A 26,141-nucleotide genomic window follows, 5' to 3' on the forward strand; every position below is an offset into this window, starting at 1 on the left:
AACCCTGCACTGCATTTCTTTGGAAATGTTTTTTTCTTGGAAACGTAGGAACCGTCTCCTTACTTCCTTTAATCCCTGAGCAATTGGAACAACAATCGGTTTAACTAGTTTCACTGCTCCCTAGCCCGATAATAAACTTCCTCTTTCATCTCATTCATCAAAAAAGCACGCTGCTCCTCGTTCTCCATCATCTTTTGGAAGAAATTCTTTTCGGTCATACGTTCAATAAGAAAGTCCATAAACATGCTTTCATAGCTGAAGGTAAAGTTATCAATCGAATTGTTTCTTGCCCTTTCCTGCAGATCTTCATCCTGTACCATATCCTCCACTAACTGATCACGTGATAGTTTATCCTGAGGATCAAAATCCGTCCCAAATTTCTCATTCATCCGGTCAATGATGGATGAAAGCCTTTCCTTTTCTTCTTCTGGCCGGGATGCACTTCCTGCATGTTGGGATGGATCTATATTAGCCTGTCCTTGTGTTTCAAGCTCAATTCTGCCGTCAAATACTTTTTGATTGCGGTAATACTCTAATGCTACATCATCAGCTAAATAGAGTCTTTCATTTGGCTTTCTAGGCAGCTTTCGCAGTAAATAACTTAAATAAACATAGAGTTTATGCAGATCTATATCTGTGAAAGGCCCAATTTGAAGCACGAAAGAATATGTCCGGATAAACTTCGTCGCTGAACTCTTAAATTGATCCTGATCTTCCTCTGTCAGTTCTTTATTAAAGCGGTCAACTGCCTGATCCAATATGGGATTTAATCGTTCTTGTGCACGTTTATCCTTTAACTTGCCATTAAACTCTAATTCACTGACTGCGTTGATTTCACTCTGCTGATACACTTGCATGGAATCCAGCTCATATTGTAAATCGTATAATATATTTGGGTCCGTTACATCACTTAAACCGGTTACTTCATAGTAAGCTTGGAATGCCTCCTGAATTGTTTCCGGGTCGTTCACAAAATCGAGAACAAATGTGTCTTCTTTCCCCCTGCAAGTTCGATTCAGCCGGGACAATGTTTGAACAGCTTTAATTCCACTTAAGGGCTTATCCACGTACATCGTGTGCAGCAGTGGCTCATCAAAACCGGTCTGATATTTCTCCGCCACTATCAGCACTTGATATTTATCCGTCGAAAACTTATCCGGCAGTTCCCCCTCACTAATTTTATTCATTCCTGGTTCAGTGTAAGGAATACCGTCATCTTCCACCGTGCCTGAAAATGCAACAAGGGTTTGCAGATCGGTATAATTATTCCGTTTAATATAATCATCAATGGCCAATTTATATTTCACAGCATGTAACCTGCTGCGGGTAACGACCATTGCTTTTGCCCGACCACCGATTTTGTGCCTTGTCACACGGCGGTAATGCTCAACCATGATTGCCGTTTTTTGTGCAATATTATGCGGATGCAAAGAAACAAAACGCGCAATTTCCTGAGTGGCTTTCTTTTTAGAGACTTCAGGGTCATCATGGATACTTTTTTCCACTTTATAAAACGTTTCATAAGTTACATAGTTCTGTAGTACATCTAAAATAAATCCTTCTTCTATGGCCTGTCTCATAGAGTAAACATGAAATGCCTCCGGAAGTCCGGTTTGTTCATTCCACGTGCCAAATTTTTCGATTGTCTTCGGTTTTGGAGTTGCTGTAAAAGCAAAAAATGAAATATTGTCTTGTTTTCCGCTCTTTTCCACGGTTTCTATAATTTTTTCTTCTGTGCTGTCCAATTCTTCTTCCATCACTTTATCTGCTTCATAGGCATCATCAAGCGTTTTATCAGATAGGATGCTTGTCATGGCGGTTGATGCTTTCCCGCCTTGGGAGCTGTGGGCTTCATCAATGATAATGCCATACTTCCCGCGGGAAAATTCGCCCACTTTCTCAATAATAAACGGGAATTTCTGTAATGTTGTAATAATGATCCGTGTCTTGTTCTGAATAGCTTCGGCAAGCTGCTTGGAGTCTTCATCGATTTTTTGTACAACGCCTGCCTCATGCTCCAGCTGATAAATAGCATCCTGCAATTGCTTATCCAGCACTCGGCGATCTGTAATGACAATGATACTGTCAAAGATGGTTTCATTGTTTTCATCATGAACTTTGGCCAGTCGATGAGACAACCAGGAAATACTATTCGTTTTACCACTTCCGGCTGAATGCTGTACGAGATAGTTTCGGCCTACCTTGTGCTTTTTAATATCCGTTTCAATTTTGCGGACGACATCTAGTTGATGATAGCGCGGGAAAATCACCGTTTCCTTCTTATCTATCATTTCTCCTGTACTATCTTTAATGTCCTTTTCTTCGGTATAGACAAAACGGAAGAGGATATCTAACAGACTGTCCTTTTGTAATACATCACTCCATAAGTAAGACGTACGGTAATTATTGTAAATCACAGGATTCCCCTTGCCGCCTTCATTCCCACGGTTAAACGGCAGGAAATAAGTTCCTTCTCTATTCAGTTTTGTTGTCATCCACACTTCATCCGTATCGACTGCAAAATACACGACAACTCTTTTCTTTGGCTGGAACAACAGATCTTTTGGATCTCGATCCTTTTCAAATTGACGTTTTGCATGTTCCACTGTTTGATTTGTCAATGGGTTTTTCAACTCCATCACGACAATGGGAAAGCCGTTAAGAAAAAGCACCATGTCCAGACTTTTCTTATTCTGGCTGCTGTAATACACTTGACGGCTGACAGTAAAAATATTATTTTCATAGTTTTGTACCAAGGTTTGATTCAATGAACTTGGCGGCTTATTATAAACAAGCCTGAGTGAAACGCCCCGGTCTTTAATTCCATATCGCAAACAGTCTATGACCCCACGGCGGGTTAATTCCTGTTCCAACCGGTGCAACAATCTTTGTTCAAATTTATTACCGTGAATTGTTTTTAGGCGCGCTATTTTCTTTGGCTGGGTATTTTCGAGAAACTGGAAGAGCATCTCCACATCAATGGCATATTTTTGAAACTTCTTTAAGGCTTCCCCTTCAAGATGCCGCTCCAGGTAACCGGCATAAGTTAAACTTGATTCAATATTTTCTTCCAGTCCCATTTCTGAATAGTCAATGGCCATATGTTGTGCCTCCTTTCTAATAGGTTTCTTGCCTTTCGGTTGCATAATCCCGTACATCTATTTTGCCTGTGACGGCTTCGTAGATTAGGGATTCGCGGTATTCTTTGAGTTTGGAGATTTGTTCTTTAATTATTTCTATCGTTTTTAAGATATCTTGTTCCTGTGAAACTATTTCTTTTACTATCTTGACTTGTTCATCATAACTGGGAAGACTTATATACAATGTTTTTAATAGCCCTAATGATATTCCATCCCTCAAACCATCACCGACTAAGCCACGTATATCGCGATACTTAGATTTTAAGAAATAGTACAAATAAAGGTAATGCAAGTTTTTTCCATCACAAATGAAACCGACTAGTGATTGATTACAAGTAGATTTCACCTTCAATATGGCTGCTTTTCCTTTAGTTTTGCCTTGTCCATTTAAGGCGATCATAACTGTATTAATTGGAAGTAAGCTAGTACTAGAACTCTTGAATCCTAGTTCAGTGATTTTATTATTGACATGATATATATACTCCTGATTTATTTCTCCAGAAGACATCCAATTAATAGTACCGCCTTCCCAGTAGTCTAAATTATTTCTACTTGGTGTAGCACCTGTTTTCATTTCCGAGAAATACTTTATTTTTCCAACACCCCAATGCTCTGGTACCTCCCCAATCCACCCATTCCCTGAATCTTTCATTTTCACATTTGGATCAAGTCCTTTGGTCACAGTTTCGGTGATTATCGCCTGGCGTTTTTCTTCCAGCAACTTGATTAAGCGTTCTTTGTCGGAGATCAGTGCATCGATTTGAGAGGTTCTACTATCAAGAAAATTAATAATTGCTTTTTGTGTCTTTACATCTGGGATCAGGTATATACTGTTTTCTATATCCCCTTTTGATATTCCAAATCTAGTAACACCATTTGCCAAAGAATGTAATTGAGAATTCAATGTAGTGGAGGCAAGCATATAAAAAAGAAATTTTCCAATTAAGTATCTGGATGATCTAATTTGTGCTAAGTGATAACCACAAATAACGTTTTCCATATCTTGCTCTACCCAAGCAGGAACACCTATATCATCCGCTGTTTCAGAGTCCTTCGTTATTAGTACATCTTCACGTTTTAACTTAAATTTGTTAATTTGAGTTTGTTTTGCAGTAGCTTGCATAAAGCTCAATTCAGATGTAATAATATCGTTATAATAAACATCTACATAATTACAAAGTAAAACATCAATTTCATTTTCTCTCGACTTCTTATCTATATTACTTAATTCAACTGAAGCAATTCTTTTTAATTTTGTATACTGCCAATCAGTTGGTACATCTCCAACCCACTCAAACCCACTATTTTTATACTCCGGATAGGCCTTTAACTCTCCCATCACTCCATCACCTTCTTCAACTTCTCTAATATACTTTCTTCCAACTCCTGAATCTCCGCTTTAATCTCACTTGACGGTCTAAGTTCCGTATATTTATAAAAATGTCTTGTAAACGGAACTTCATAGCCGATTTTTGTTTTATCCTCATCTATCCAGGCATCCGGCACATGGGGAAGCACTTCCCGTTCAAAATATGCCTCAATATTCTCTGAAAGAGGGATAATTTCTGTATCCCGAAGTTCTGTGTCCGGTTCGATGTCTTTTTTGTTTTTCATACAAACATCAGCTGTTTCATCCCGCTCGGATAATGCATTCCAAATAGCTTTTAATAACGGGGTACGTAATGTAATGTCTGACCCTTTAAAAGCTGTTTTAATAACTTCTATAAACTCTTCCCGGTTTGTGTACACCATTTCACTCTGCATATCTTCTAAGATTTTTATAATTGTCTCCTGTTGCTGTTTACCCGCTTCTATTTCCTTCTCTTTTTCCTCCCCGCGTTTACGAGATTTTGCCAAATTAATAAATGCCCGCTCTTCTTCAAGCCTTGCAATACGTTCCTCTGTAATTTTGAAATTTAACCGTAATGGCCGCTCCACTGTTACACGGTAATAGCCAAAGTCTTCATTATTAAATATTTTCACGTTTTCACTTTCTGTCGTTTGTCCATACAACTCTACAATACGATCAATTTGTTCTTCTGAAATTTCATTACGCTTGTTCCCCAGGCTCTTGCGCATTTTCTGATACAAATCAACCGCGTTGACAAGCTGTACTTTCCCTCTTTGATAAGAAGTTTTGTTATTAGTCAATATCCATATGTAGGTGGATATGCCAGTGTTATAGAATAGCTGATCAGGCAGCGCCACAATCCCTTCTACCAAATCATTTTCAAATAAATATCTTCTAATTTCACTTTCTCCGCTTCCTGCATCACCAGTAAATAATGGAGAGCCATTCATAATGATCGCAATTCGTGAACCATGCGGGTTATCTTCTGTAACAGGCTTCATCTTCGCTACAAGGTTCTGCAGGAAGAGCAGCTGTCCGTCCCCGATTCGTGGCAGCCCAGCCCCAAAGCGTCCACTGAATCCAAGGTCTTCATGTTCTGCTTCCACGGCGTCTTTAGCAGGTTTCCATTCCACCCCATAAGGCGGATTCGTGATCATATAGTCGAACTTTTCATGCTTAAATTGATCGTTAGACAGCGTATTGCCAAGCTTAATATTTTGCGCATTCTGTCCTTTAATAAGCATATCCGCTTTGGATATCGCATAAGATTCCCCATTAACCTCCTGGGCAAAAAACTCCAAATGTCCCGATGGATTATACTCTGTAAGATATTCCTGGGCAACGGTTCCCATTCCGCCAGTACCGGCACAGCTGTCGTATAGCGTTTTGGTAATACTTGGCGTAGATATAACTTCTTCATCGTGCAAAAACAGCAAGTGCACCATCAGTTTAATAACTTCTCTTGGCGTATAGTGATCCCCGGCTTCCGCATGCTCTGAAAAACGGCGAATCAGTTCCTCAAAAATATATCCCATTTCAATATTGGAGACGGTATCTGGATGTAAATCAATTTCCCCGAAGCGTCGGACAACCAGATATAACAAGTTATTTTCATCCATCTTATCGATTTCATTATCAAACTTGAAATGGCTTAAAATTTCCCGCGCTTCCTCCGAGAATCCATTAATATAATCCCTTAAGTTATCTGCAATATTATCCGGATCACTTAATAACTTCGTGAAATCATACTGACTGGTGTTATTAAAACCCTGCTTTGCCACTCTATTTAAAATCTGATCACGTGTTGACTCGGGAAGTGACTGATATTTTTCATTTGCTTGCAAGACATCTTCTTTTGTATCTGCCAGTACGGCATCAAAACGGCGCAGTACAGCCATCGGCAATACTACGTTCCCATAATCTTCTGGTCGATATGGTCCTCTTAATAACTCAGCAATGGACCAGATAAAACTTACTTTCTCTTGGAAGTTTTTCATTGTGTAAGACCCCTCTTATTTATATGTATTCTACTAATATTTTACATGATATAAAAAGAGAAAAAAAGCTATTCTTTTCCTATCATGTTGTAGCTTGTTTTAATAAAATTACTTCGGGTAAATCCAAATTGCCTTTTCGACAAATTTAAATCAGACTCCTATAGAGATCTGTTAATCAAAAGATCGTTCAACTTTCTTAACCATAAGGCATATGCGAAATTAATTTCAAAATCTATTTATTAATTGATCTTTCAATATGTCTGTGAATCTTCTATTCATAAATTAATTGGTTTAAATTTTATCTCCTCCAAAGATAATAAACTTATCTAAACTTACTTCAAGTTCACTTTCTAACATTTCAATACCTAAGTCCTCCTCATATACCTTAATTTTCATTTACTAATTACTTCAAAGTCGTCGAAGCGATGCTAAGGGAGTCTGAGTTTTGGAACACCTTTGAAAAAACTGCACCAGATTTCCCCTTCTTGTCTACTATACCAATAATCAATGTATTGATATTTAACTTTTCGCACTAGCTTTTCCCCAGAAAAATAGACACATATCTAATTTTTTAAAAATAAGTCTTAACTCCTACAGTATAACAAATTTGCAATTAGATTAGCTTCGGCATACATAATATTGTGCAGGATTATGTTGTAATAAATTTAAGCACTTAAAGTTAAAAGCAACCTTCCACTCCATTCAAAGAATTTACATTCTCTTTAGATGATCCCTTGGAACTGTTCGATAATTCCTTTATCATGAAGGTATACCTTTTAAATTCAAAATTTAAAAAACGTTTTTAAATGTATATTGACTGCTATTAGTATATTAAAATATGGTAAAATATACTTAGGAATAAAAGAACAGGTTATAAAGGGAGGTGGATAATTTGGCTAAGCTAAACATTGTAGAAGGCATGAATTTAAAACAAATAGAACCAATTTTGCTTAAAAGAGCCCAAAACATAACCATTATCAGTCAGATGCACTTGAGAGGAAAGGAACTAGAGTATCTAATTAAAGCGTTTGAGGTACCACTGGATTCATCCGACCAAAAGTATATGGTGAAGAGTTTATGGTCTAAATATCCCTTTTCTTGTTTAGCGTGCACCGTATACCTTGCAATATTTAAATATGACGGGAATTTCTGGGACCACTTTAGAAGGTACATAATAATTAAAGATACGGGGCTTTGGAAGAATTTGTTTTTGGAAACGATCAAAAAAAAAGAACTGAAGGTTTTTGATCAAAATCGGACACAGAAATACCTTAATAATATCTTAGGTCATGCTGGAATCCCCCAAAAAAATGTTGCTATTTTTATTCGGAATGTCATCATTCCAGCTGCAGAAAATGACTTGGATGCATATGAAATATATGAGTTAATAAAAATTAATTCCAATTCACTTATAAAAACCTATCATTTATTTAAAGGAGTAATTGATTTTATTAAATTAGGAGATGAAGTTTCCATAAACCTAATAAATCGAATACTCAAACTATGGAAAGAACAACATAAACCTTTTTATAAAAATAATTTAGGATACCTACCGGATCATCTGTTAAAAGGTATGGACAAATATCTTAAAGAAAATGCAGAACATACTTATAGGAATAAAAACCCGATTGCGCACCCTAAATTACGTTTAAATCCTGCTGCTTTAAAAGTTGTAATCCATCTGCCAATTATTAAACAAAAGAATTCATCAATAAATGACGTTAAGTGGGTTATTACAAATAAACAGACATTGGAATCGCATGAAATAAGTACAGTTAAGATAGAATTATCCGGCGGGGTTAATGAGTTTTTAGTAGAGGAATTTCAAAAAGATTATGTGATAATGCCGAAATATCAATACTCTGTAGAGTTGTATTATAACAATAACCTTGAAACAGAGTTTGTATTTAATCAGGAAAACATACTATTTTTTCATCCGAAAACAAATGAGCAACTGGTTGATATCAATAAACCATTTAAAGAATTACAAATGGTAGCATCTAATGATTACATAAAAGATATTTCTAGTTGGAACTCACAAACCTACCATTATAATATGAATCAAACCTGGAGGGGTTATAGCCTTATTGAAGTTGAAGCAACACATACGGAAGAAATAGTTATGGGGAATCATGTTATAGTATTAAGCAATAAAGATAGCTTACCTTATTTATCAGGGAAGCTATTGGATAACATTGGGCATGAACGCTTTACGGTTTATGAAAAAGCTCCAATTCTTATAGTTCCGAAAGAATTCACACCGTTTTTTATGAATAAATTTGATTGGCATCTAAAGCTATTCTCAAAAGGTACAGGCGAAAGTGAAAGTTTTTCGATTGTTGATATGGATAAGACATTTACAGTCAATGGTGATGTCCGTATTCCCTTAAAATCTTCAGAAGTAATTCAGGATACAGGCTTTGGAGAATTTGAATTAATGCTTTATGGACCTCTTGGTACAGATATAACGTTTAATTTTATTATGGGTGAAAACATAAATGTAAGGGTACATCAGGATTTATTTATGAAACGAAAAAAACTAAAGTCTATTCAATTTCATGTACCCTCTTCTTATAATGCTGAGGTTATCTGGCCAGAAAATATAAATATGTTTCAAAAATTGAAACGGGGTCAATTTATTGATTTTAGTATGAAGTGTTCAATAGATCAGTATAAAATAGTAATCCAATTCACAAATGATAAAACAGATACATCCTTGCCCTTGGTTCTATATACAAAACCATACGATGCCAAGATTATCTATCAGAATAGTATCTTTCAATCAGGTACAATGACGGATAAAACTGAAATAAACTTAGAAAAGGCACGTTTAGTAATAGATTTAGAAAACCCGTCATTGAATAAATATAATAGTGAAAAATTTGAAATTACGTTAAAAAGTAAAACGGCGGATAAGTATATTCATAAATCAGTCAGAATCGGTAAGAAGGTCACGATACCTTTAAGTTATTTTAGTGATGTACATGACAAATACAGTGTAGAGTTATATTGCAAAATTGATCCAATTGAAACGGAATATCGTCCTTTTTTATTTATTGATAATAATTGGAAGGTTACCAACTTTAATTATTCCTATGACCATGAATCAATAGAAATGAAGTGGGAAGAAAGCTTTTCGCAGGAAAATATGCAGTTAAAAATTTGGAAGCTGGATGAACCTACAAAGGCAAATCAAAAGTTTGATCTATCGAAGGGCCAGACTAAATTTACGCTCAACAATGGAGGTTCCGGCTATTATTTGCTTGAATGGTTGGAAAAAAATAATAATCCCTTTGCGTTCCTGCTGGACGATAAAGATAATCAACCAAGTTATAAGCATGGTCAGTACCAAGTTATAAAAGTTGATACACCCTATACGTTATCGGAGTTGACATTGCTACATGACAAGGATGGTCTTGAATATGAATTTGAATCCGAGGAATTCGAGCAATTGGTTCACGCAATAAAACAAATGGGGCCTAAATATGTATCTTTACTAACAGAGGACTACGATGCATGTTGCGACTTCGGTATAAGAAATATAGATTTACTTATTGATTTGGTCCAAAACCCAGACGAAGACAGAGAAATGATTGAGATTTTATTGCTATTAGCTGGATTTGCAGAATGGGATTATAGTTCATTGAGATCCACATTAGCTACTGATGTAAACCAACAGGTGATAGATGACGTTCAAAACACAAATAAAAACTACTTCGGTGATAAAATTGCCATGCAAATGATTGCTCAAAACAATGGTACACAGCTAAATATTATGCTTCAGCAAATGCAATTAGATCATTCGGTAATCCAGGATTTTAGTGTTACACAGGCACATATTGAATTTATTAAAAAAATGAAAGTGAATAGTAATTACCGACAAAAGATTGTTCAATTACTTGAAGATAATTACATGTATATCACTAATGTCTATCAGCAAAAGAAAGAGAAGAATAAATTTGATTATCGGCTTTTTAAAGAGATAGATAAGCGGGATTATCAACTAGACAATTTACCCGGAAATACTTATCCCTACTTGATTGCAAAAGTCGCATTGTTAAACCGATTGTTGAGTATATCAGAAATATCCTTTTCAGATGAGGAACGAAAAGGAATCCGCAGTGTCACAAAAAAGATTCTTGAAACAGATAAGGCATGGTTAACACACGATTTAGTGTATATATCAGGGTATTACGAAATGCTTATAAAAACCAGACATTTGAATAAAGAAAGGAGTAAAGCTCGTGAGTATTCATCCTTTAAATGGAAAAGTTGAAATTGAAAACGCATACCTCGATTATTTGAAGACATCGTTCTATATCAACGATCCGGGATTGATGCGTAAGTTTGAAGAGGAAATAGGAAATAAAAATAAATTTTCACAAGGACCATATCTAGAAGTTACTGCACCCTATAAGAAATCAAAGTCTGTACAGGATTTGATGGACAGCGGGTTACTTTCTCGGCGGTTTAATAAAGTAAATCAGGAAGCTCTTCCAGTGAATAGAAAACTTTACTCGCATCAGGTAAAAGCAGTGGAACATGCTGCAGAAGGAAAGAACTTCATTGTGGCTACAGGTACCGGTAGTGGTAAAACGGAAAGTTTTATGCTCCCAATTATGAACTCTTTGTTTGAGGAGTTTGAAAATGGAACACTCAACCCTGGTGTTAGGGCATTGTTCGTTTATCCAATGAATGCATTAGCAAACGACCAAATGAAAAGGTTAAGAACGTTATTGGAGAACAATCCTGAAATAACCTTTGGAAGGTATACAGGGGAAACCAAGGAAGACCCTAGAAAAGCAACAGAAACATTTAAGCATATTAATAAGGATGAAAAACTTCTGCCTAATGAATTGCTATCCAGAAAGGAAATGCGAGAGACACCTCCAAACATATTAGTCACAAACTATGCAATGTTAGAATACTTATTACTTCGACCGGATGATACACCGTTTTTTGATGGTGGCTTTGCAAACGACTGGAAGTATATCGTACTTGATGAGGCGCATACTTATAACGGGGCAAAAGGTATTGAGATCGGTATGCTACTGCGAAGGTTAAAGGATCGGGTTTTAAAGAATAGACCATTTCGAGGTTCTTTACAGTGTATTGCTACAAGTGCAACATTAGGTTCAGGGAAAAAGGCGAAGGAAAAAGTGGTTCAATTTGCGGAAAACTTATTCGATGAGTCTTTTACGTATAAACATAATTCTTTGTCATCAATAATTGAGGCAGACAGGATTTCTTATAGTGATTATTACCAACAAATATATCAACCTAACTGGGATATCTATACATGGTTACTACAATTGTTAAATAAAGAGGAAGTCACAGATGCTGATATAATAAAGTTACCGGAATTCGGTATAAATAATGTAAGTGTCAATAACTACGAAAAAAATCCATATCGCTTGATATACGAACTATTAAAACATGACAGTAATTTATTTCTTTTAAGGGAAACCCTTTCTGACAAGCCAAAAAAGTTAACAACTGTCATTAATATGATTCATAATAAGATGCTCCTGCAAGGGAATAATATTCATCCCGATCATTTAGAAGAAAACCTTATTAAGTTGGTGGAATTGGCTGTGAAGGCTAAAGGAAATGAATCTGATGAACCTCTGTTGCCTGCCAGATATCACGCCTTTATTCGTTCCATTGAGGGAGCATTTGTCCAGTTTTACCCAGATATTAATTTTTCTGTGGAAACTAAAAAATATGATGAAGAAACGAAGCATCCTTTTTTCGAACTAGGGGTATGTAATAGTTGTGGCCAACCTCATCTCATCGGGGAAGAGAAAGACGGTAAATTGATACAGCAGCAGAGTAACCAATCAGATGAAAACGTTCGCTTTTTTGCTTATATGATTGTTAACAACATTAGTAAAGAAAATGTATATGATGAAGATGAAGAATTATTAGAAGGCGAACACACTGCTGAAGACTTGCTGTATGAACTTTGCCCATGTTGTTCATCTATTTACATAAAAGGCAATAACGCATCCTCTGAGTGTTGTGAGAAAGGTAAAAGTATAAAAAAAATATTACTTCGAAAAGAAGCTGTTGAGTTTGATAAACATTCGAAGTGTAATAATTGCGGGAAACGCAGTAGTAATCCAATCCGCCAGTTCATATTAGGACAGGACGGGGCGACGAGTGTATTATCAACTTCTCTCTACCAACAATTAGTAAAAGGCGGAAAGCGGGAAGAAAAATTAAATCAAGAGTCCACTGTAAATATGAAGAATAGTAGATTCGGCTTTTTGGCTAGCAATAATACATTAGAAAAGCCAAAAGAAGTTATGTATGATCCCCAAAAACTACTAATTTTCTCGGACTCTAGGCAGTCCGCAGCTTATTTTAGTCCGTATTTAGAAAGCACTTATAAGCATATTGTTTGGAAAAACCTTATATATACGGTCCTAGCGGAATCTGAGGAACAATCTCTCAGTGTAGAAACCATAACAACAAAGTTGATAAAGCTTGCGGAAAAACAAAAAATCTATAGTAATGCAATGGACAGGGTAGAACGGAAAAAAGAGGCTCAACAGTATGTTATGCGTGAGTTGATTAAAGGGGAAGAACGAAATTCTTTGGAAGGAGTTGGACTGATTGATATTAAAGTTGAACTCCCTCAAGTAATGATGAATAACAAGGAACTTATCGGAGAACAGCTTGACATTTCCGGAGATGAAGTAATTGATTTATTTAACGTTCTATTTGACTCGTTCCGTTATTATAATGCGATGCAACATCCTAGTGAATCAGATCCTAAAGATCAAACGTTTTCCCCAAAAAATAGGCAGGTTAGTATGAATAAAAAACAATCCCAATCAGAAACGAATGTAATGTCATGGCTGCCAACTAATCGTTTTAACAAACGTTTGGATTATCTGATGCGGGTTTATAAAAGGAAAGGCTTTTCAGAAGTAGAAAGTAAAAAGAAAGCCCAGAAGTGCCTGCAAGATATATGGGAAAGTTTTATAGCAACCGACCAAATTTTACCGAACTATTTTACAGAGCATAAAGGTAACAAAATTATGTCCTATCAATACTGGAGAATTAGTAAAGTAGAGAGCACTTACCGCTGTGGAACTTGTGGAATTTTATCGAGTAGAAATGTCAGTGAGGTGTGCCCAAAGAATGACTGTATAGGTACGCTGGAAGTTTTCAATCCACAGTCAGAATTTAATCATTATAGAAAGTTGTATGAAGAGATAATACCGATACCGATGTCAGTTAAGGAGCACACGGCACAACTAAGCCCGGAAACGGCGATGAATTATCAGAATGACTTCGTAAAAGGTAAAATCAATGTATTGAGCTGTTCGACTACGTTTGAAATGGGAGTGGACGTTGGTGACTTGGAATCCGTGTTTATGCGTAACGTACCACCCGATACAGCAAACTATATACAGCGCGCTGGCCGTGCCGGTCGAAGAAAATCATCTGTTGCATTTGTGTTAACGTACGCCAATAGACGTTCACATGATTTAACCTTCTATGAAAAACCTGAGGATATGATTGCAGGAATTGTGAAGCCCCCAATATTTACAATGGATAATAAAAAGATTATTCAGCGACATATTCATTCCGTTATATTGTCACAGTTTTTCAGGAGGAATTCAGATTACTTCGGAAAAATTGAAAAATTCTTCTTAGAAGATGAGAATCAATCAGAATCAGGACAGCATTTGTTAACAGAGTTTTTAAATGAGAAACCTAAGGAACTAATGAATTCGATTAATAATATTATTCCGGTTTCCGCCAAAAATGAAATGGACACTGAAAATTGGGGTTGGTCGAAAGAACTAATGATAACGAATAGCAGTGATAGTCTTCTGCAAAAAGTCACCACAATGTACTATGATAACTTAAGGCAATTACGGGAATTGGCAGAAAGAAACTTTAAAAAAGACAGCGGGTCAGTAGATGTTTTCCGAAGACTAATTAAAACACAGTTATCTGAATCACTAATTTCCTATTTTTCCAAACATAATATTTTACCGAAATACGGATTCCCGGTGGATGTTGTTGAAATGCAAATTATTGATAAGGAAGCAGAAAAGATACGTTTAAACCGTGATTTGACGTTGGCAGTATCGGAATATGCTCCAGGTTCGCAAATCATCGCTAATGGCAATATTTTTGAGAGTGTAGGTCTTCGGTTTATTCGGGGATTTGAATTAACTAGAAAATATTATTCGGAATGCAAAAACTGTAACTATTATAATATGCTGAATGAAAATGATCCAAACTTTGATGAGCATCAAATGAATTGTGAATCCTGTGGTGAACTTATTCCTATTAATAAAATGATAGTACCGTCATTTGGGTTTGTGGCTTCCAAAAAAGGAAAAGCAGGGGAAAGAAAACCGCTAAAAGAATTTCGATCCCGCGTGTTCTTTTCAGAATATGACTTTTCAACTCAAGGAGAGAATAAAGAACTAGAAAATAAGGAGGTTTTAAAGGAATTTACCTTAAGCGCAAAATATTCACCATTTGGAAAACTTGCTGTTGTCAACTCAGCAAAAGGAAAAGGCTATCACTTATGTAATGTATGCGGTAGTGTTATCAAAGGCGGCCGAAAAAAGCCATCAAAACATAAAACACCAAGCGGCGGCGACTGTACGGGTAAATATGAGTCGAAACCAATCCATCTTGGTCATGAGTTTATGAGCGACGTGCTTGAATTAGAGTTGGAGAATTACCAAATTAAAGGCCATCAAATAGAAGGATGGCCGTGGGAATCCTTATTGTATGCCATTCTAAACGGAGCAAGTATCGCACTAGGTATTGATCGTAATGACATTGATGGTGTGGTACATTATAAAAATCAAGTAAACCCGTCCATCATTTTATATGATAAAGTTCCAGGTGGAGCCGGCTATATGAAGGAAATTTATGGACAACTGAACCTTACATTAAAGGAAAGCTTGAATATCTTGGAAATGTGTTCATGTGGGCTGGAAACAAGTTGTTATGGGTGTTTAAAAAATTATTTGAATCAATATGCACATGATTATTTATCTAGAGGGACTGCAATTGATTTATTAAAGAATATTTGTACAAACCTAGAATTAACATATGCAACAAATTAATTATTCCAGTTATACGAGCTAGCTGCTATGAATAATATTTATGGCAGCTTCTCAAATAACTTAATCATTAAAGCCTCTAAAGAAAGATAGGAAAACCACTTAAAAAATATGTAAACCATAATTAGTCACAAGAGAACAACTATTAATTTTTTGATCTGTTAATAAGTTTAATCAATTATCAAAAAAGTTTCCTCAAAAGCTAAAGATCCAGAAAGTTTATGGTCAACTATTATTGGTGCATTTATAGATATTTTTAAAGTGCAGATATCAATATCTACACTTGTTTTATATCTTTAATTTTACAAGTAGACAATCTATCACTAGCAACATGATTAGTGAAAAGCCACCCCTACTTATGATACGGTTCCCCCCTTAATATCCGAAACCCCCGATAAACCTGCTCCAGCAAAACCAGCCGCATCAACTGATGGGGAAAAGTCAACTTGGAAAAAGACAATGCCAAATCACTCCGCTCCTGAACTTCTCTGCTGATCCCCAGCGAACCGCCAATCACAAAGACCACTTTGCTTTTCCCATACGTCGCAAGCTCATCTATTTTCGCTGCCAGCTGCTCCGAACTCAGCATTTTACCACCGATCTCCAGCGTAATCACATATGCATCCTGGCTGACATGGCTTAAAATCCGCGTTCCTTCCTTTCGTTTTACCGCTTCCATTTCACCTTTACTCATGCTTTCCGGGGCCTTTTCATCTGTAACTTCAATTATCTCCACTTTGGCGTAATTTCCCAGCCGCTTCAAATACTCCTGGATGCCTTGTTTCAAGTACTTCTCCTTCAGTTTTCCGACTGAGACGATGGTGATTTTCATATTTTCCTGTCCAACCTTCACTATAAAATTTATTTTTAGTTTACCACAATTTATTATGCTGTCGTATCCTTCTTAAGGTGAAAAATATTAGTAATTTCTTCACTGAATACCAAGCAGCCTCAGAACTGAAAAGAAGTACTTAATTTACTTCATGCAGAATGGAAGGAACAGCTTCATCGCTACTTTCCCTTCACCTAATATGGACTAATACCCGCCAGCTTTAGCGGAGTATTTATAAAAATGACTTTTTTCCTGTATTTCTTATGGTAAAATATCACATAAAGAAATAAAATTTGGGGGAAAGAACAATGGACTTTACGAATCTGATAGGTATTATCATCGTGCTTGGGATCGTGTACATATTGTATGAAAAGGGCTATATCCGGAACGTCCGCTTTCCGGTTATCAGGCATAAATTTGTATTTGATCACAGCAGCACCAAAGGAACACTCCGCCTTAGCTATGGAAAGTACAACGGTGGCAACAACTATTTGTTTTCCTTAAAGCCGGGTCAGCAGACAGAACTTCATTATGATGTGGAAGTGGAAGAGGGGTCTGTTGTATTATCCATTAAAATGGGAAAAGAAATAATTATCGACAAAGAATTTAAAGAGAGTGAAAAAGGTAAGGTTTCCTTTGTACCTCAAAAAAGTAAATACATTCTTGCCGTTATGGGCAAAAATACAAAGGGTGGCTGCCGTATTCAATTCCAGCCTGCAGCGGAAACTGCCGAAGAGCCGGTGAACAGCTAAACCGGCATGGTTTTATATCCAATTACCGGGCGCAGTAAATTCATATCCTGACGTGTAGACGCATTTGACGAGGTGGATCATTACACAACGGCAGAATTGAGTGCTGTGTATTTAACAAATCTGCAGAAGCTGCAAACTTATTGCACCCGGGTCAAAACACATAAAGAAATCTAGTAATCTTACTTAAATCCAAATCCCATCAAAGATTTAAACATCACAAGTATCCAAATAATGCATTTTTACCATTCCTGGAAATTGTTTGACTATTATCCTGGTAATATAGTATTACTAATTAGAAGGATTATTGAAAACGATTTCTCTTTCTTACTGCAAATAAATATGATTATTTCACACACAAATTTTGAAATTGGGGGAACTAAAATTGTCAAACATACCATCCATTCTTAATAATTTAAGGATTCCTGTTATTGGATCACCCATGTTTATTATCAGTAATCCAAAGCTTGTCATTGAACAGTGCAAGGCCGGAATTGTAGGTTCCATGCCGGCGTTAAATGCCAGACCGGCCTCCCAGCTGGATGAGTGGCTGGCTGAGATCACCGAGACGCTGGATGATTATAACAAGAAAAATCCGGATCGCCCGGCAGCGCCTTTTGCGATTAATCAAATCGTACATAGATCCAATGACCGGCTGGAGCGGGATATGGAGCTGTGCGTAAAGTACAAGGTTCCCATCACCATCACTTCTCTCGGAGCCCGGGAGGAAGTAAATCAGGCTGCCCACAGCTATGGCGGCATCGTATTGCATGATGTGATCAATAATAGGTTTGCCAATAAAGCCATTGAAAAGGGGGCAGATGGCCTTATTGCCGTTGCTGCAGGCGCAGGAGGACATGCCGGAAGCAAAAGCCCATTTGCTTTAGTACAGGAGATACGCGCATGGTTTGACGGTCCGCTGGCGCTGTCTGGTTCTATCGCCAATGGAAAGGCAATTTTGGCTGCACAGGCAATGGGAGCGGATTTCGCTTATATTGGCTCACCATTTATCGCTACGCATGAAGCAAGAGCATCTGAGGAGTACAAGCAAATGATCGTGGAAGGCACGTCAGATGATATTGTGTACAGCAATTTATTTACGGGTGTCCATGGAAACTATCTGAAGCCATCTATCCGGGAAGCTGGCCTGGATCCTGAAGCTCTTCCGGAAAGCGACCCGTCTAAAATGAGCTTTGGCACAGACACGGACGTCAAGGCCTGGAAGGATATTTGGGGAAGCGGCCAGGGGATAGGTGCAGTGGATGAGGTGACAAGTGCAGCAGCATATGTGGATAGGCTGCACCAGGAATATATCGATGCAAGAGATGGATTGCTGAAGGCGAGCAGCGTATTTTCCTAAAGATGGAATGTTTACCCCAGGGATTTTCTCAGGAAGGGGGGTAAACACTTTCAATGTATGTTTGCTAAGTACCGTTGATGATGACGATGGCCACAGCGATTTTGCTGGTGGTTTATTAAAAAAATAGCTGAAGAACCCAATGAAGCAGCACATAGAAGCTGCTAAAAAGGAATCTCAAAGAATGAAAATGTTATAGGTTGTGATATTATTTTTTTCCAATTGTATGCTGTTTTAGGACTTTATTTATTACCCGTTTATGGCATTATTTTCTGTGTGAATTTAGTCTCCTTGTTAAAGAAGATAAAAGATAACAAGGTTACAGAGAAAAATACGATATGGATGACGGTTTCTTTCATTCTTATTATAACAACGATCGGGGCATTGGCGCTGCTTAGTTTGGACTAAAATATAGCATAAATTCATTTTAGTTAAAGCATGCAAAAGGAATGATAATGTGAAAAAACGATGGATTTTCTGGTGGATTTGCAGTATATTCTGGTTTGTCATGTTTGTATTAGGCTCAGCTATTATCTGGCTGAGAGAAGTTGATGGGACTGGTGCTGTGCAAACACCTGAGCTGAGATTAATTGCATTTGTTATTTTATTGATTGGGTTTATCATTCCATTAATTATTCAGGTGGTTTGGCTGATTATTAATTTGAGAACGGACAGTAACAGAGCTTAGAGCTAAAGCCTCATTATGCCTTTTCATAGCTAAACATAAGTAGAGGAAGCGGCCCAAAAGCCGCTCCCACCATCATCCATCCAATTTCCTCAGCAGTGATTCATCCAGCTCACTCACTTTGCTCTGCCCGGTCAATCCCATCGTAATATCCAAGTCTGCCAGCATATTTTGCAGCACTTCCTTTACGCCTTTCTGTCCTGCCACTGCCAGACCATACATCAGCGGCCTTCCCACCAGTACTGCTTTTGCACCAAGTGCCATGGCTTTCATGATGTCCGACCCTCGGCGGATTCCGCTGTCCATTAATACCGGCACTTTATCTCCAACTGCTTCTGCCACTTCAGGCAGTACTTCCAACGCGCCAACAGCGCCATCGACCTGACGCCCGCCATGGTTGGATACAATAATGCCGTCCACACCTTTCTCAATTGCCATTTTGGCATCATCCGGATGCATGATCCCTTTTAAAATAATCGGCAGTTTTGTGTGCTCCCGTAAAAAGGAGAGATCATCCCAAGTAAGGCTTGTATTTCCAAAAATCCTTGTCCAATGCATAATGGCGCCCTGGGGATCAGCCTCTATCGGGGCATCCAGCTTTGCCTGGAATGCCGGGTCCGTAAAATAGTTTCCTACACCTTCCCCGGCCAAAAATGGCAGGTACACATTCTTCAAATCATACTCCCGCCATGCCATCATCGGGGTGTCCAATGTGACGACAATGGCGGAGTAGCCGGATGCCTCGGCTCGTTTTAAAAAGCTTGCTGCGATCTCCGGGTCTCTGCTCCAATAGAGCTGGAACCAGCGCGGTGCGTCTCCCATTGCTTCTGCTATTTTTTCCATGGGGACCGTGGATGCGGAACTTGCTATGTAGGGTACGCCCATTTCCGCAGAAGCTTTTGCCGAGCCGATCTCTCCCTCTTCATGGATGATCGATTGTACGCCAATCGGGGCCTGTAATACAGGGAAAGGATACGTTTGTCCAAATATGTTTACCGACAGGTCGCGCTTGTCTACATTACGCAGCATGCGCGGAATGATTTGCCAGTCCGTAAACGCTTTCAAATTTGCCTCCATGGTCTTCTCTGCTCCGGCACCGCCTGCAATATAATAATAAGGACCGTCCTCCAGCTTTTCCCGTGCAAGCTTTTCCCACTCTTCCGTGATTACCGGCAGCCTGTTTGGATCCGGATTATGCATCGTGGCATAAATCTGGTACTGAATAAGATTTCCGATATTCTCCATTGCTCATATCCCCTTTATGAATTGTGACTTTCTATGATGGTAGGATACCATATGCTTTTGTAAATTTTCTATAAATATTACCTATTATGCAAATTTATCTTTACTTTTCATTTTGTTTAACGTATTATATATCTAAATGATACATATCTTTTAGATAGGGGAATTACTTTTGGAAAAATACAATGACACAACCTATGCGATCCTTGGTATTTTAACGACAGGAAACAGATCAGGCTATGACATTAAGCAGTTCATGGACCAAAGCCTCAACCATTTCTGGAAAATCAGTTATGGACAAATTTACCCGACGTTAAAACGATTGGAACAAGAAGGGTTGGCCAGAGTGGAAACAGCATCCCGGGAAGGAAAGCCCGACCGGAAAGCATATTTTCTTACATCAAAAGGGGAGGGGGCTTTAAAGGACTGGCTGGAAACGCCGCTGCAAAATGTTCCGGCGGAGCGGAATGAAGTGCTGCTGAAATTATTTTTCGGCAGGCATCAGTCAAAAGAGCAATCTGCGTCTCTGCTGAAGGAATATAAGCAGAAGCTGGAGGCGCAATATGAAACATATGAGCAGATTGAAATGATGATCTCAGGCGATGGCTGTGAAGAGGGGGATGCACCGTATTGGCTATTCACCCTTGATTACGGAAAACGGGTGACTAGAGCTGCGATTGACTGGTGTGAGGAAACCATGAAGAAACTATGAAGGGGGTACGGTACAAGTGATTACATTATCCATTATAACGCATGTGGCAGCAGGGTTTATTGCTCTGATTTTTTTATGGCTGCCGCTCCTGTTTAAAAAGGGGGGCCGCTATCATCGCTTAACGGGCTGGGTCTTCACCGGCAGCATGTTTATGATAAGCGGTACATCGATACACCTTGCTTTATACAGAATATGGTTTGAAGGAAAGCTGACCACAGAAGAGTTTTCCTTTTACCTGTTTTTGATGTTTATTGCGGTGTTAAGTTTTACTACAGCGATGTACGGATTGCGCGTGCTGAGATTTAAAAAACACGCAGGAAAACACCGCGAGTGGATCGATTGGTTTCTCCCAGTCCTCCTTTTCACGAGTGCAGTGCTCATGAGCATATACGGATGGATGCTTGGCGACCAGCTGCTTACATGGTTTCCTCTGTTAGGGGTATTTCTGGCTTTATCCCACATGACTTACTGGTGGCGCCGGCCTGATTTTAAATTGCGCTGGAGGGTGGAACATCTGACAGGCATGTTAAGCTGCGGCATTTCCACTGTAACTGCATTTGTCGTTTTTGGAGCTCCCCGCATATTTGCATTAAATCAAGCTTCTGTTTGGTTATGGTTTGCACCGGCCATTGTGCTTGTGCCGCTGATCATCTACCTTTCAGTAAAAGAAAGATATAAATATCAAAGACAGGGATTGATAAAGCAGGGCGTTAAGTAGGTCCTGTACATTTTATGATTGCATGCATTCTTTAAATAAAGGGGATATAACCATGGGCAAAAAAATTTTCACAGGCAGGTACACGACGGAAAATGAAGAAGATATTGTTGTTTTTCTTATTGGCATGCGCGTAAACAAAAGGTGGGCTATTCATAAGTGGGGCCCTGTCTTTTCAGCCATGCCCGGAATGATTAAAGAGCTTTATGAAAACCAGGAGGAGTTAGGGTTTCATTCGGTGGAAAGCTATTTTGGTCTGCGCACCACTTTCATGGTTCAGTACTGGCGGTCCGCGGAAGATCTGCTTGCATATGCAAAAGGGGAGAAGCACCTGAGTGCATGGAGAAATTTTAACAAAAGAATGGAAAACAACGATGCTGTCGGCTTTTACCATGAGACCTATAACGTAAAAAAAGGGAGCTATGAATGCATTTACCGGAATATGCCTTTGTTCGGGCTGGCTAATGCTAATAAACACATCCCTGTCACATCACAGCTTAATTCCGCCCGTAAACGGCTGCGGACTACAGCAGGGAATTAAGATTTTCACTTATTGCGGCTGCAATGTTGTTAAGTATGCTGTTATTTTTCGTCCTATTCATAATAAGTTCCGCCTCTCATTAATATCCATATAGTGATTACAAATAAATGGATCGGAGGCGAATAAGTGTATTTCCTAAAAAATATTTCTGATGAGGGTCGTTTGTCCCAAACGGCATTCCATAACTATAAAAAAACAGTGAAGCTTGTTTTTGCAGCCATCCTCTCATCTTTGGCCGCCATGCTGCAGTCTTTTGGCGGATTTTTGCCCGGCATCGGATTTTTTATCAGTCCGCTCGCCACTGCACCCATATTATTATGTTCCATGTTTTCTTTTCCTTTTGGTATCATGTCTTATCTTCTGACCATCATGCTGTTATTTATTTTGGAGCCGACAGAACTGATTATTTTCCCCTTTACAACAGGGTTGCTGGGACTTGGGATAGGAGCAGCTTTTCACTTTTTCAGGAAGAGAATAAGTATGATCGCTGCCGGCTCGGTGTTTTTAACATTGGGAATCACGAGTCTTTTGTATATTTTCCAATTCCCCATTTTAGGTCCCGTTGCCAATGGTTCCTTCTCATTCATTGCAGCAGGAGGTATTTTATTTTTTTCTTTTCTTTACAGCTGGCTATGGGTTGACATTGCTTTACTTATTTTCAGGAGAATTAAGATGATAATTTAGCTTACCTGAATTTATGGAATGATTTCAAAAACACTGCCCTGATGAAGATCAGTCACATTCATGGAGCCGTGAACGCCAAGATATAATTTTGTCTGACTCGAATTCGTTCCCAAACTGACATAATAGGCCGACTGTGGTCCAAAATCATAATCAACTTGAATTTCACTGAAGTCATTTTGTCTTCCATCCGCTCTTCTGAAGGTATAGGCCAATGTACCTTTATCCTCCGGCTGAGATCCTGTCTTAAAAAAATCGGTAAAGACAACAGCACCCGTTAACCCGGGAATGTCATTTCCCATATAGGCCTTAACGCCGGTAAGTGCGTTGCCTGCAAACTTATCTTCTCTGGCATCATAGTGAAAATAACTCGTAAGCGGGCGAAGGCGAATCGCTGACAGTGCTGCCGCTTCATCATAAAAAGCAATGTTCTTCTTTAGCAGTGTCTCATCATTCGTACATTCTCTTAAAACCGGTGTAGGAAAGCTTCCTTCCCACGCCCGCCAGCCAAAGTTAATTAATCCTTCCTCGTCTGGTTTGGATTGTGTAGAGGCAGCTTGGACAAGACGCGTCACCGGGATGGACTTATATTTTTCAAATGAATAAATGGGCTCTTCCACTTCCTGACCGACATTTCCCACATATTTCACATACCGGTCATGAAACCATTGAAAGGTAATTCCTGGCATATTGCGTACCCCTTTGGCGACTGCCGTGAGCATTTCCTGAATGCCTGGCGGGAGTTCATTAAACCGTGTGACGACAGGGGAGTGCTTGATGTGTCTGTTCTTACTAACATCGATTTCTATTATTTTTCCGGCAATCTCCATATCATCCTGACTCAAGTTAAATGGGTCATAGCCCGATCCTCCGTCCCCGTTGGTAAAGATAAGTTTTCCTGTTTCCGGAGAAAAATTTAAGCTGTTGACCCCATTATGATTTGCAAACGGCCTTCTTAGATTAAGCAGTGTCCGGCGTTTCTTGGGCTTGCCATTCGCTTGTAAAACCCACTCTTCCACTGTATCAATATGATCATATTCGGTTTCTCTGTTCACCCACTTAACATGCAATGTTACGGGATCACAAGGGTCCGGCTCAAAGGATGCCTGAGGTGCACCAGGTCCCTGCGTACCGGCTGCAGAATAGTGAAGATAAAACAGACCATTATTATAAAACTTAGGATGAAATGCCAAGCCAAGCAATCCCCGCTCATCATATCCGCCATTCGAGGTGCCCAATTCAATGACGGAGGAACGAATATCGAGAAAGACGCGCATCTCCCCGTCTCCAATGTAAAAGATTTCTCCAACCTGGGTGGCAATAAATAATCTTTCCACCGTGTCCCCGGGAAGGATTGCTGTTTTTATGACGGCAGGCAAATTTAACTTGCTTACCAGTGGCCGCAATCGTACTTTCACCTTCTTCACGGCACAGACCTCCTTCTTATATCATTCTTCTATAAGAATATGAATGGGTCTGCGCTATCAGTACAGAAGGATGCCGGAAATGGGGGCTCGTGATGACGCCTTATTAGAGACAGCATTCATGAAATGCGAAAAATTTACAGCACCTGTGCTATTCTTCTTCCCCCAGCAAATGATGCAGCATCCTTTCCCGATCATCAAAAAACTGCTTCATCACCGTATAATGGCTCGTCTCCTCCAGCCTCGTTTCCTGTATCCCTTCATCCGTCAGTTCCATCATTTTTGCCTCAGGGTATGCCATCAGAATTGGGGAGTGTGTGGAAATAATGAATTGCGATCCCTGATGGATGAGTTCGTGCATGCGCGCCAGCATTGACATTTGCCTGAGCGGAGAAAGGGCGGATTCCGGCTCATCCAATATGTAGACCCCATTTCCCCGGAACCGGTGGATAAACGCAGCAAAAAAAGCTTCCCCGTGTGATTGTTCATGGAGTGACGTACCGCCAAAGGAATCGATGATTTTCCCGCCGCCCGGCACCGGTGCCTGATCAAGTTCTTCAATATTTGTCGCTACATTATAAAAAGATTCCGCCCTAAAGAAAAAGTGATCCTTTGGCCGGCGTGTTCCCCTGGCAATGCGCAAATATCGATCCAAAACAGAATGGGAATCATAGCTGGAAAAATTAAAATTCCGTGTGCCGCCTTCCGGGTTAAAGCCTAAAGCTACGGCGATTCCTTCCAGTAAAGTTGATTTCCCCATGCCGTTTTCCCCGATAATATATGTCACATTTGGATGGAAGTGCAGCTTCCGGAAATCCCGTACTGCCGGCAAATGAAACGGAAATTTTTCAAACGAAGGCACTTCATCTCTCTTCAAATCTGCACTTTTGATGTATTGTGTATCCTGGCTCAATTTCAATGCCATCACCCCGATGTATCATGGTAATATAAAAATCCACTTTGAAAACGATAATCAAAATGGATTTTATAAAAACAATTTCCAAATTTGTTTTTAAATAAAACATGTTCCGCGCATTTATTGCGTTATCTATAGCCATAGCCTTTTTTAAGCTGTTCCACTTCCTGTTCCAGTCTATCAATCTCTTTGTTAAATGCTGCGTAATCTTGAACCACTTTATCGAGGAATACATCAACATCATCTTGGTTATAACCTCGAAAAGATTGCCTGAATCGTGTTTCAAGCACGTCATTTAACGATAAATTAACTTGAACTTTACCCATTATTGCCTTCCCACCTCAAGTTCTATAATGAACAAATCATAACTTCTCTCCCGTTATTGTACCATTTATTAAGGAGATTAAAAGTCAGTTTCACAGTAAGTGATGAAGTTAATAGATATTCTGCTGGATTGATGCCGGAATAAAAATAATTCTTTTAGGATTTTATAGATTGCATTCTAATTAAGGTATAACCTTGCAGTAAATTCAGTAGCAGCAGTTGGTTATCCTTGTATAAGCCTAAATTAGCTTAATAGAAAACTGCAATTATATGTCACCAAAGAGGTTCATCTTCATTTGAAAAGTAAGCGTCAAATAAATCCCACCTACTTATGCAGGTGGGATTAGTTGTATACTCTATTTAGACTTAAT

General features: G+C 38.8%; 17 protein-coding genes. 9 read left to right on the forward strand and 8 right to left on the reverse strand.

What is annotated here, in order from left to right; translation table 11 throughout:
- Nucleotides 1–110: 110 nt before the first annotated feature.
- Genes GHD25_RS17475 through GHD25_RS17485 form a run of 3 tightly spaced genes read right to left on the reverse strand, consistent with a single transcriptional unit; the run spans nt 111 to nt 6,488 of the window.
- Nucleotides 111–3,101: a type I restriction endonuclease subunit R gene (locus GHD25_RS17475; protein ID WP_164219257.1), complete on the reverse strand. Its 2,991-nt coding sequence runs from the start codon at nt 3,099–3,101 to the stop codon at nt 111–113.
- Nucleotides 3,102–3,117: 16 nt separating this feature from the next.
- Nucleotides 3,118–4,479 carry a restriction endonuclease subunit S gene (locus GHD25_RS17480; protein ID WP_164219259.1) on the reverse strand — a complete coding sequence of 454 codons (1,362 nt, stop codon included), beginning with the start codon at nt 4,477–4,479 and terminating at the stop codon, nt 3,118–3,120.
- Nucleotides 4,479–6,488, reverse strand: coding sequence for a type I restriction-modification system subunit M (locus GHD25_RS17485; protein ID WP_164219261.1), 2,010 nt, complete (start codon nt 6,486–6,488; stop codon nt 4,479–4,481). Before GHD25_RS17485 ends, GHD25_RS17480 begins: the two co-directional genes overlap by 1 nt.
- Nucleotides 6,489–7,380: 892 nt before the next feature.
- On the opposite strand from GHD25_RS17485, the gene GHD25_RS17490 reads away from it, so the two are divergent.
- Both GHD25_RS17490 and GHD25_RS17495 read left to right on the forward strand, forming a co-directional pair.
- On the forward strand, nt 7,381–10,764 hold the full coding sequence (locus tag GHD25_RS17490; RefSeq protein ID WP_164219263.1) for a hypothetical protein: 3,384 nt from the start codon (nt 7,381–7,383) through the stop codon (nt 10,762–10,764).
- Nucleotides 10,733–15,595 carry a DEAD/DEAH box helicase gene (locus tag GHD25_RS17495; protein WP_164219265.1) on the forward strand — a complete coding sequence of 1,621 codons (4,863 nt, stop codon included), beginning with the start codon at nt 10,733–10,735 and terminating at the stop codon, nt 15,593–15,595. The genes GHD25_RS17490 and GHD25_RS17495 overlap by 32 nt, the downstream gene beginning before the upstream one ends.
- A 349-nt stretch (nt 15,596–15,944) precedes the next feature.
- Here the strand turns inward: GHD25_RS17495 and rlmH are convergent, their stop codons facing one another.
- The gene (rlmH, locus tag GHD25_RS17500) at nt 15,945–16,424 is read right to left on the reverse strand and encodes a 23S rRNA (pseudouridine(1915)-N(3))-methyltransferase RlmH (RefSeq protein WP_164219291.1); all 480 of its coding nucleotides are present in this window, start codon (nt 16,422–16,424) and stop codon (nt 15,945–15,947) included.
- Nucleotides 16,425–16,732: 308 nt separating this feature from the next.
- Here rlmH and GHD25_RS17505 point away from each other — a divergent pair, with 308 nt between their 5' ends.
- From GHD25_RS17505 to GHD25_RS17515, 3 genes are all read left to right on the forward strand, one after another.
- A complete protein-coding gene (locus GHD25_RS17505; RefSeq protein WP_164219267.1) occupies nt 16,733–17,176 on the forward strand; it encodes a hypothetical protein in 444 nt (147 codons plus the stop codon).
- A gap of 382 nt (nt 17,177–17,558) precedes the next feature.
- Nucleotides 17,559–18,533 (forward strand): NAD(P)H-dependent flavin oxidoreductase, encoded by a 975-nt coding sequence (locus tag GHD25_RS17510; protein ID WP_164219269.1) that lies wholly within the window; start codon nt 17,559–17,561, stop codon nt 18,531–18,533.
- Nucleotides 18,534–18,987: 454 nt separating this feature from the next.
- Nucleotides 18,988–19,218 (forward strand): DUF3923 family protein, encoded by a 231-nt coding sequence (locus GHD25_RS17515; RefSeq protein WP_164219271.1) that lies wholly within the window; start codon nt 18,988–18,990, stop codon nt 19,216–19,218.
- Nucleotides 19,219–19,290: 72 nt separating this feature from the next.
- Here GHD25_RS17515 and GHD25_RS17520 read toward each other — a convergent pair whose 3' ends face one another.
- The gene (locus GHD25_RS17520) at nt 19,291–20,460 is read right to left on the reverse strand and encodes a lactate 2-monooxygenase (RefSeq protein WP_164219273.1); all 1,170 of its coding nucleotides are present in this window, start codon (nt 20,458–20,460) and stop codon (nt 19,291–19,293) included.
- Nucleotides 20,461–20,629: 169 nt separating this feature from the next.
- On the opposite strand from GHD25_RS17520, the gene GHD25_RS17525 reads away from it, so the two are divergent.
- From GHD25_RS17525 to GHD25_RS17540, 4 genes are all read left to right on the forward strand, one after another.
- Nucleotides 20,630–21,169, forward strand: coding sequence for a PadR family transcriptional regulator (locus GHD25_RS17525; RefSeq protein WP_164219275.1), 540 nt, complete (start codon nt 20,630–20,632; stop codon nt 21,167–21,169).
- 16 nt (nt 21,170–21,185) lie between these two features.
- Nucleotides 21,186–21,887, forward strand: a complete 702-nt coding sequence (locus GHD25_RS17530) for a DUF2306 domain-containing protein (protein ID WP_164219277.1) — start codon at nt 21,186–21,188, stop codon at nt 21,885–21,887.
- A gap of 52 nt (nt 21,888–21,939) precedes the next feature.
- The gene (locus GHD25_RS17535) at nt 21,940–22,425 is read left to right on the forward strand and encodes a DUF4188 domain-containing protein (RefSeq protein ID WP_164219279.1); all 486 of its coding nucleotides are present in this window, start codon (nt 21,940–21,942) and stop codon (nt 22,423–22,425) included.
- 126 nt (nt 22,426–22,551) lie between these two features.
- Entirely contained in the window at nt 22,552–23,109 is a 558-nt protein-coding gene (locus tag GHD25_RS17540; RefSeq protein WP_164219281.1) for a YybS family protein, read from the forward strand.
- A gap of 11 nt (nt 23,110–23,120) precedes the next feature.
- Here the strand turns inward: GHD25_RS17540 and GHD25_RS17545 are convergent, their stop codons facing one another.
- The 3 genes from GHD25_RS17545 to GHD25_RS17555 form a co-directional block, all read right to left on the reverse strand.
- Nucleotides 23,121–24,533: a PQQ-dependent sugar dehydrogenase gene (locus GHD25_RS17545; protein WP_164219283.1), complete on the reverse strand. Its 1,413-nt coding sequence runs from the start codon at nt 24,531–24,533 to the stop codon at nt 23,121–23,123.
- 148 nt (nt 24,534–24,681) lie between these two features.
- Nucleotides 24,682–25,455, reverse strand: a complete 774-nt coding sequence (locus GHD25_RS17550) for an AAA family ATPase (protein WP_164219285.1) — start codon at nt 25,453–25,455, stop codon at nt 24,682–24,684.
- 119 nt (nt 25,456–25,574) lie between these two features.
- The gene (locus tag GHD25_RS17555; RefSeq protein ID WP_164219287.1) at nt 25,575–25,772 is read right to left on the reverse strand and encodes a DivIVA domain-containing protein; all 198 of its coding nucleotides are present in this window, start codon (nt 25,770–25,772) and stop codon (nt 25,575–25,577) included.
- Between the last annotated feature and the right edge of the window lie 369 nt (nt 25,773–26,141).

The sequence above is a fragment of the Virgibacillus aidingensis genome, assembly GCF_010994035.1.
Taxonomy (GTDB): Bacteria; Bacillota; Bacilli; order Bacillales; family Amphibacillaceae; genus Virgibacillus_N.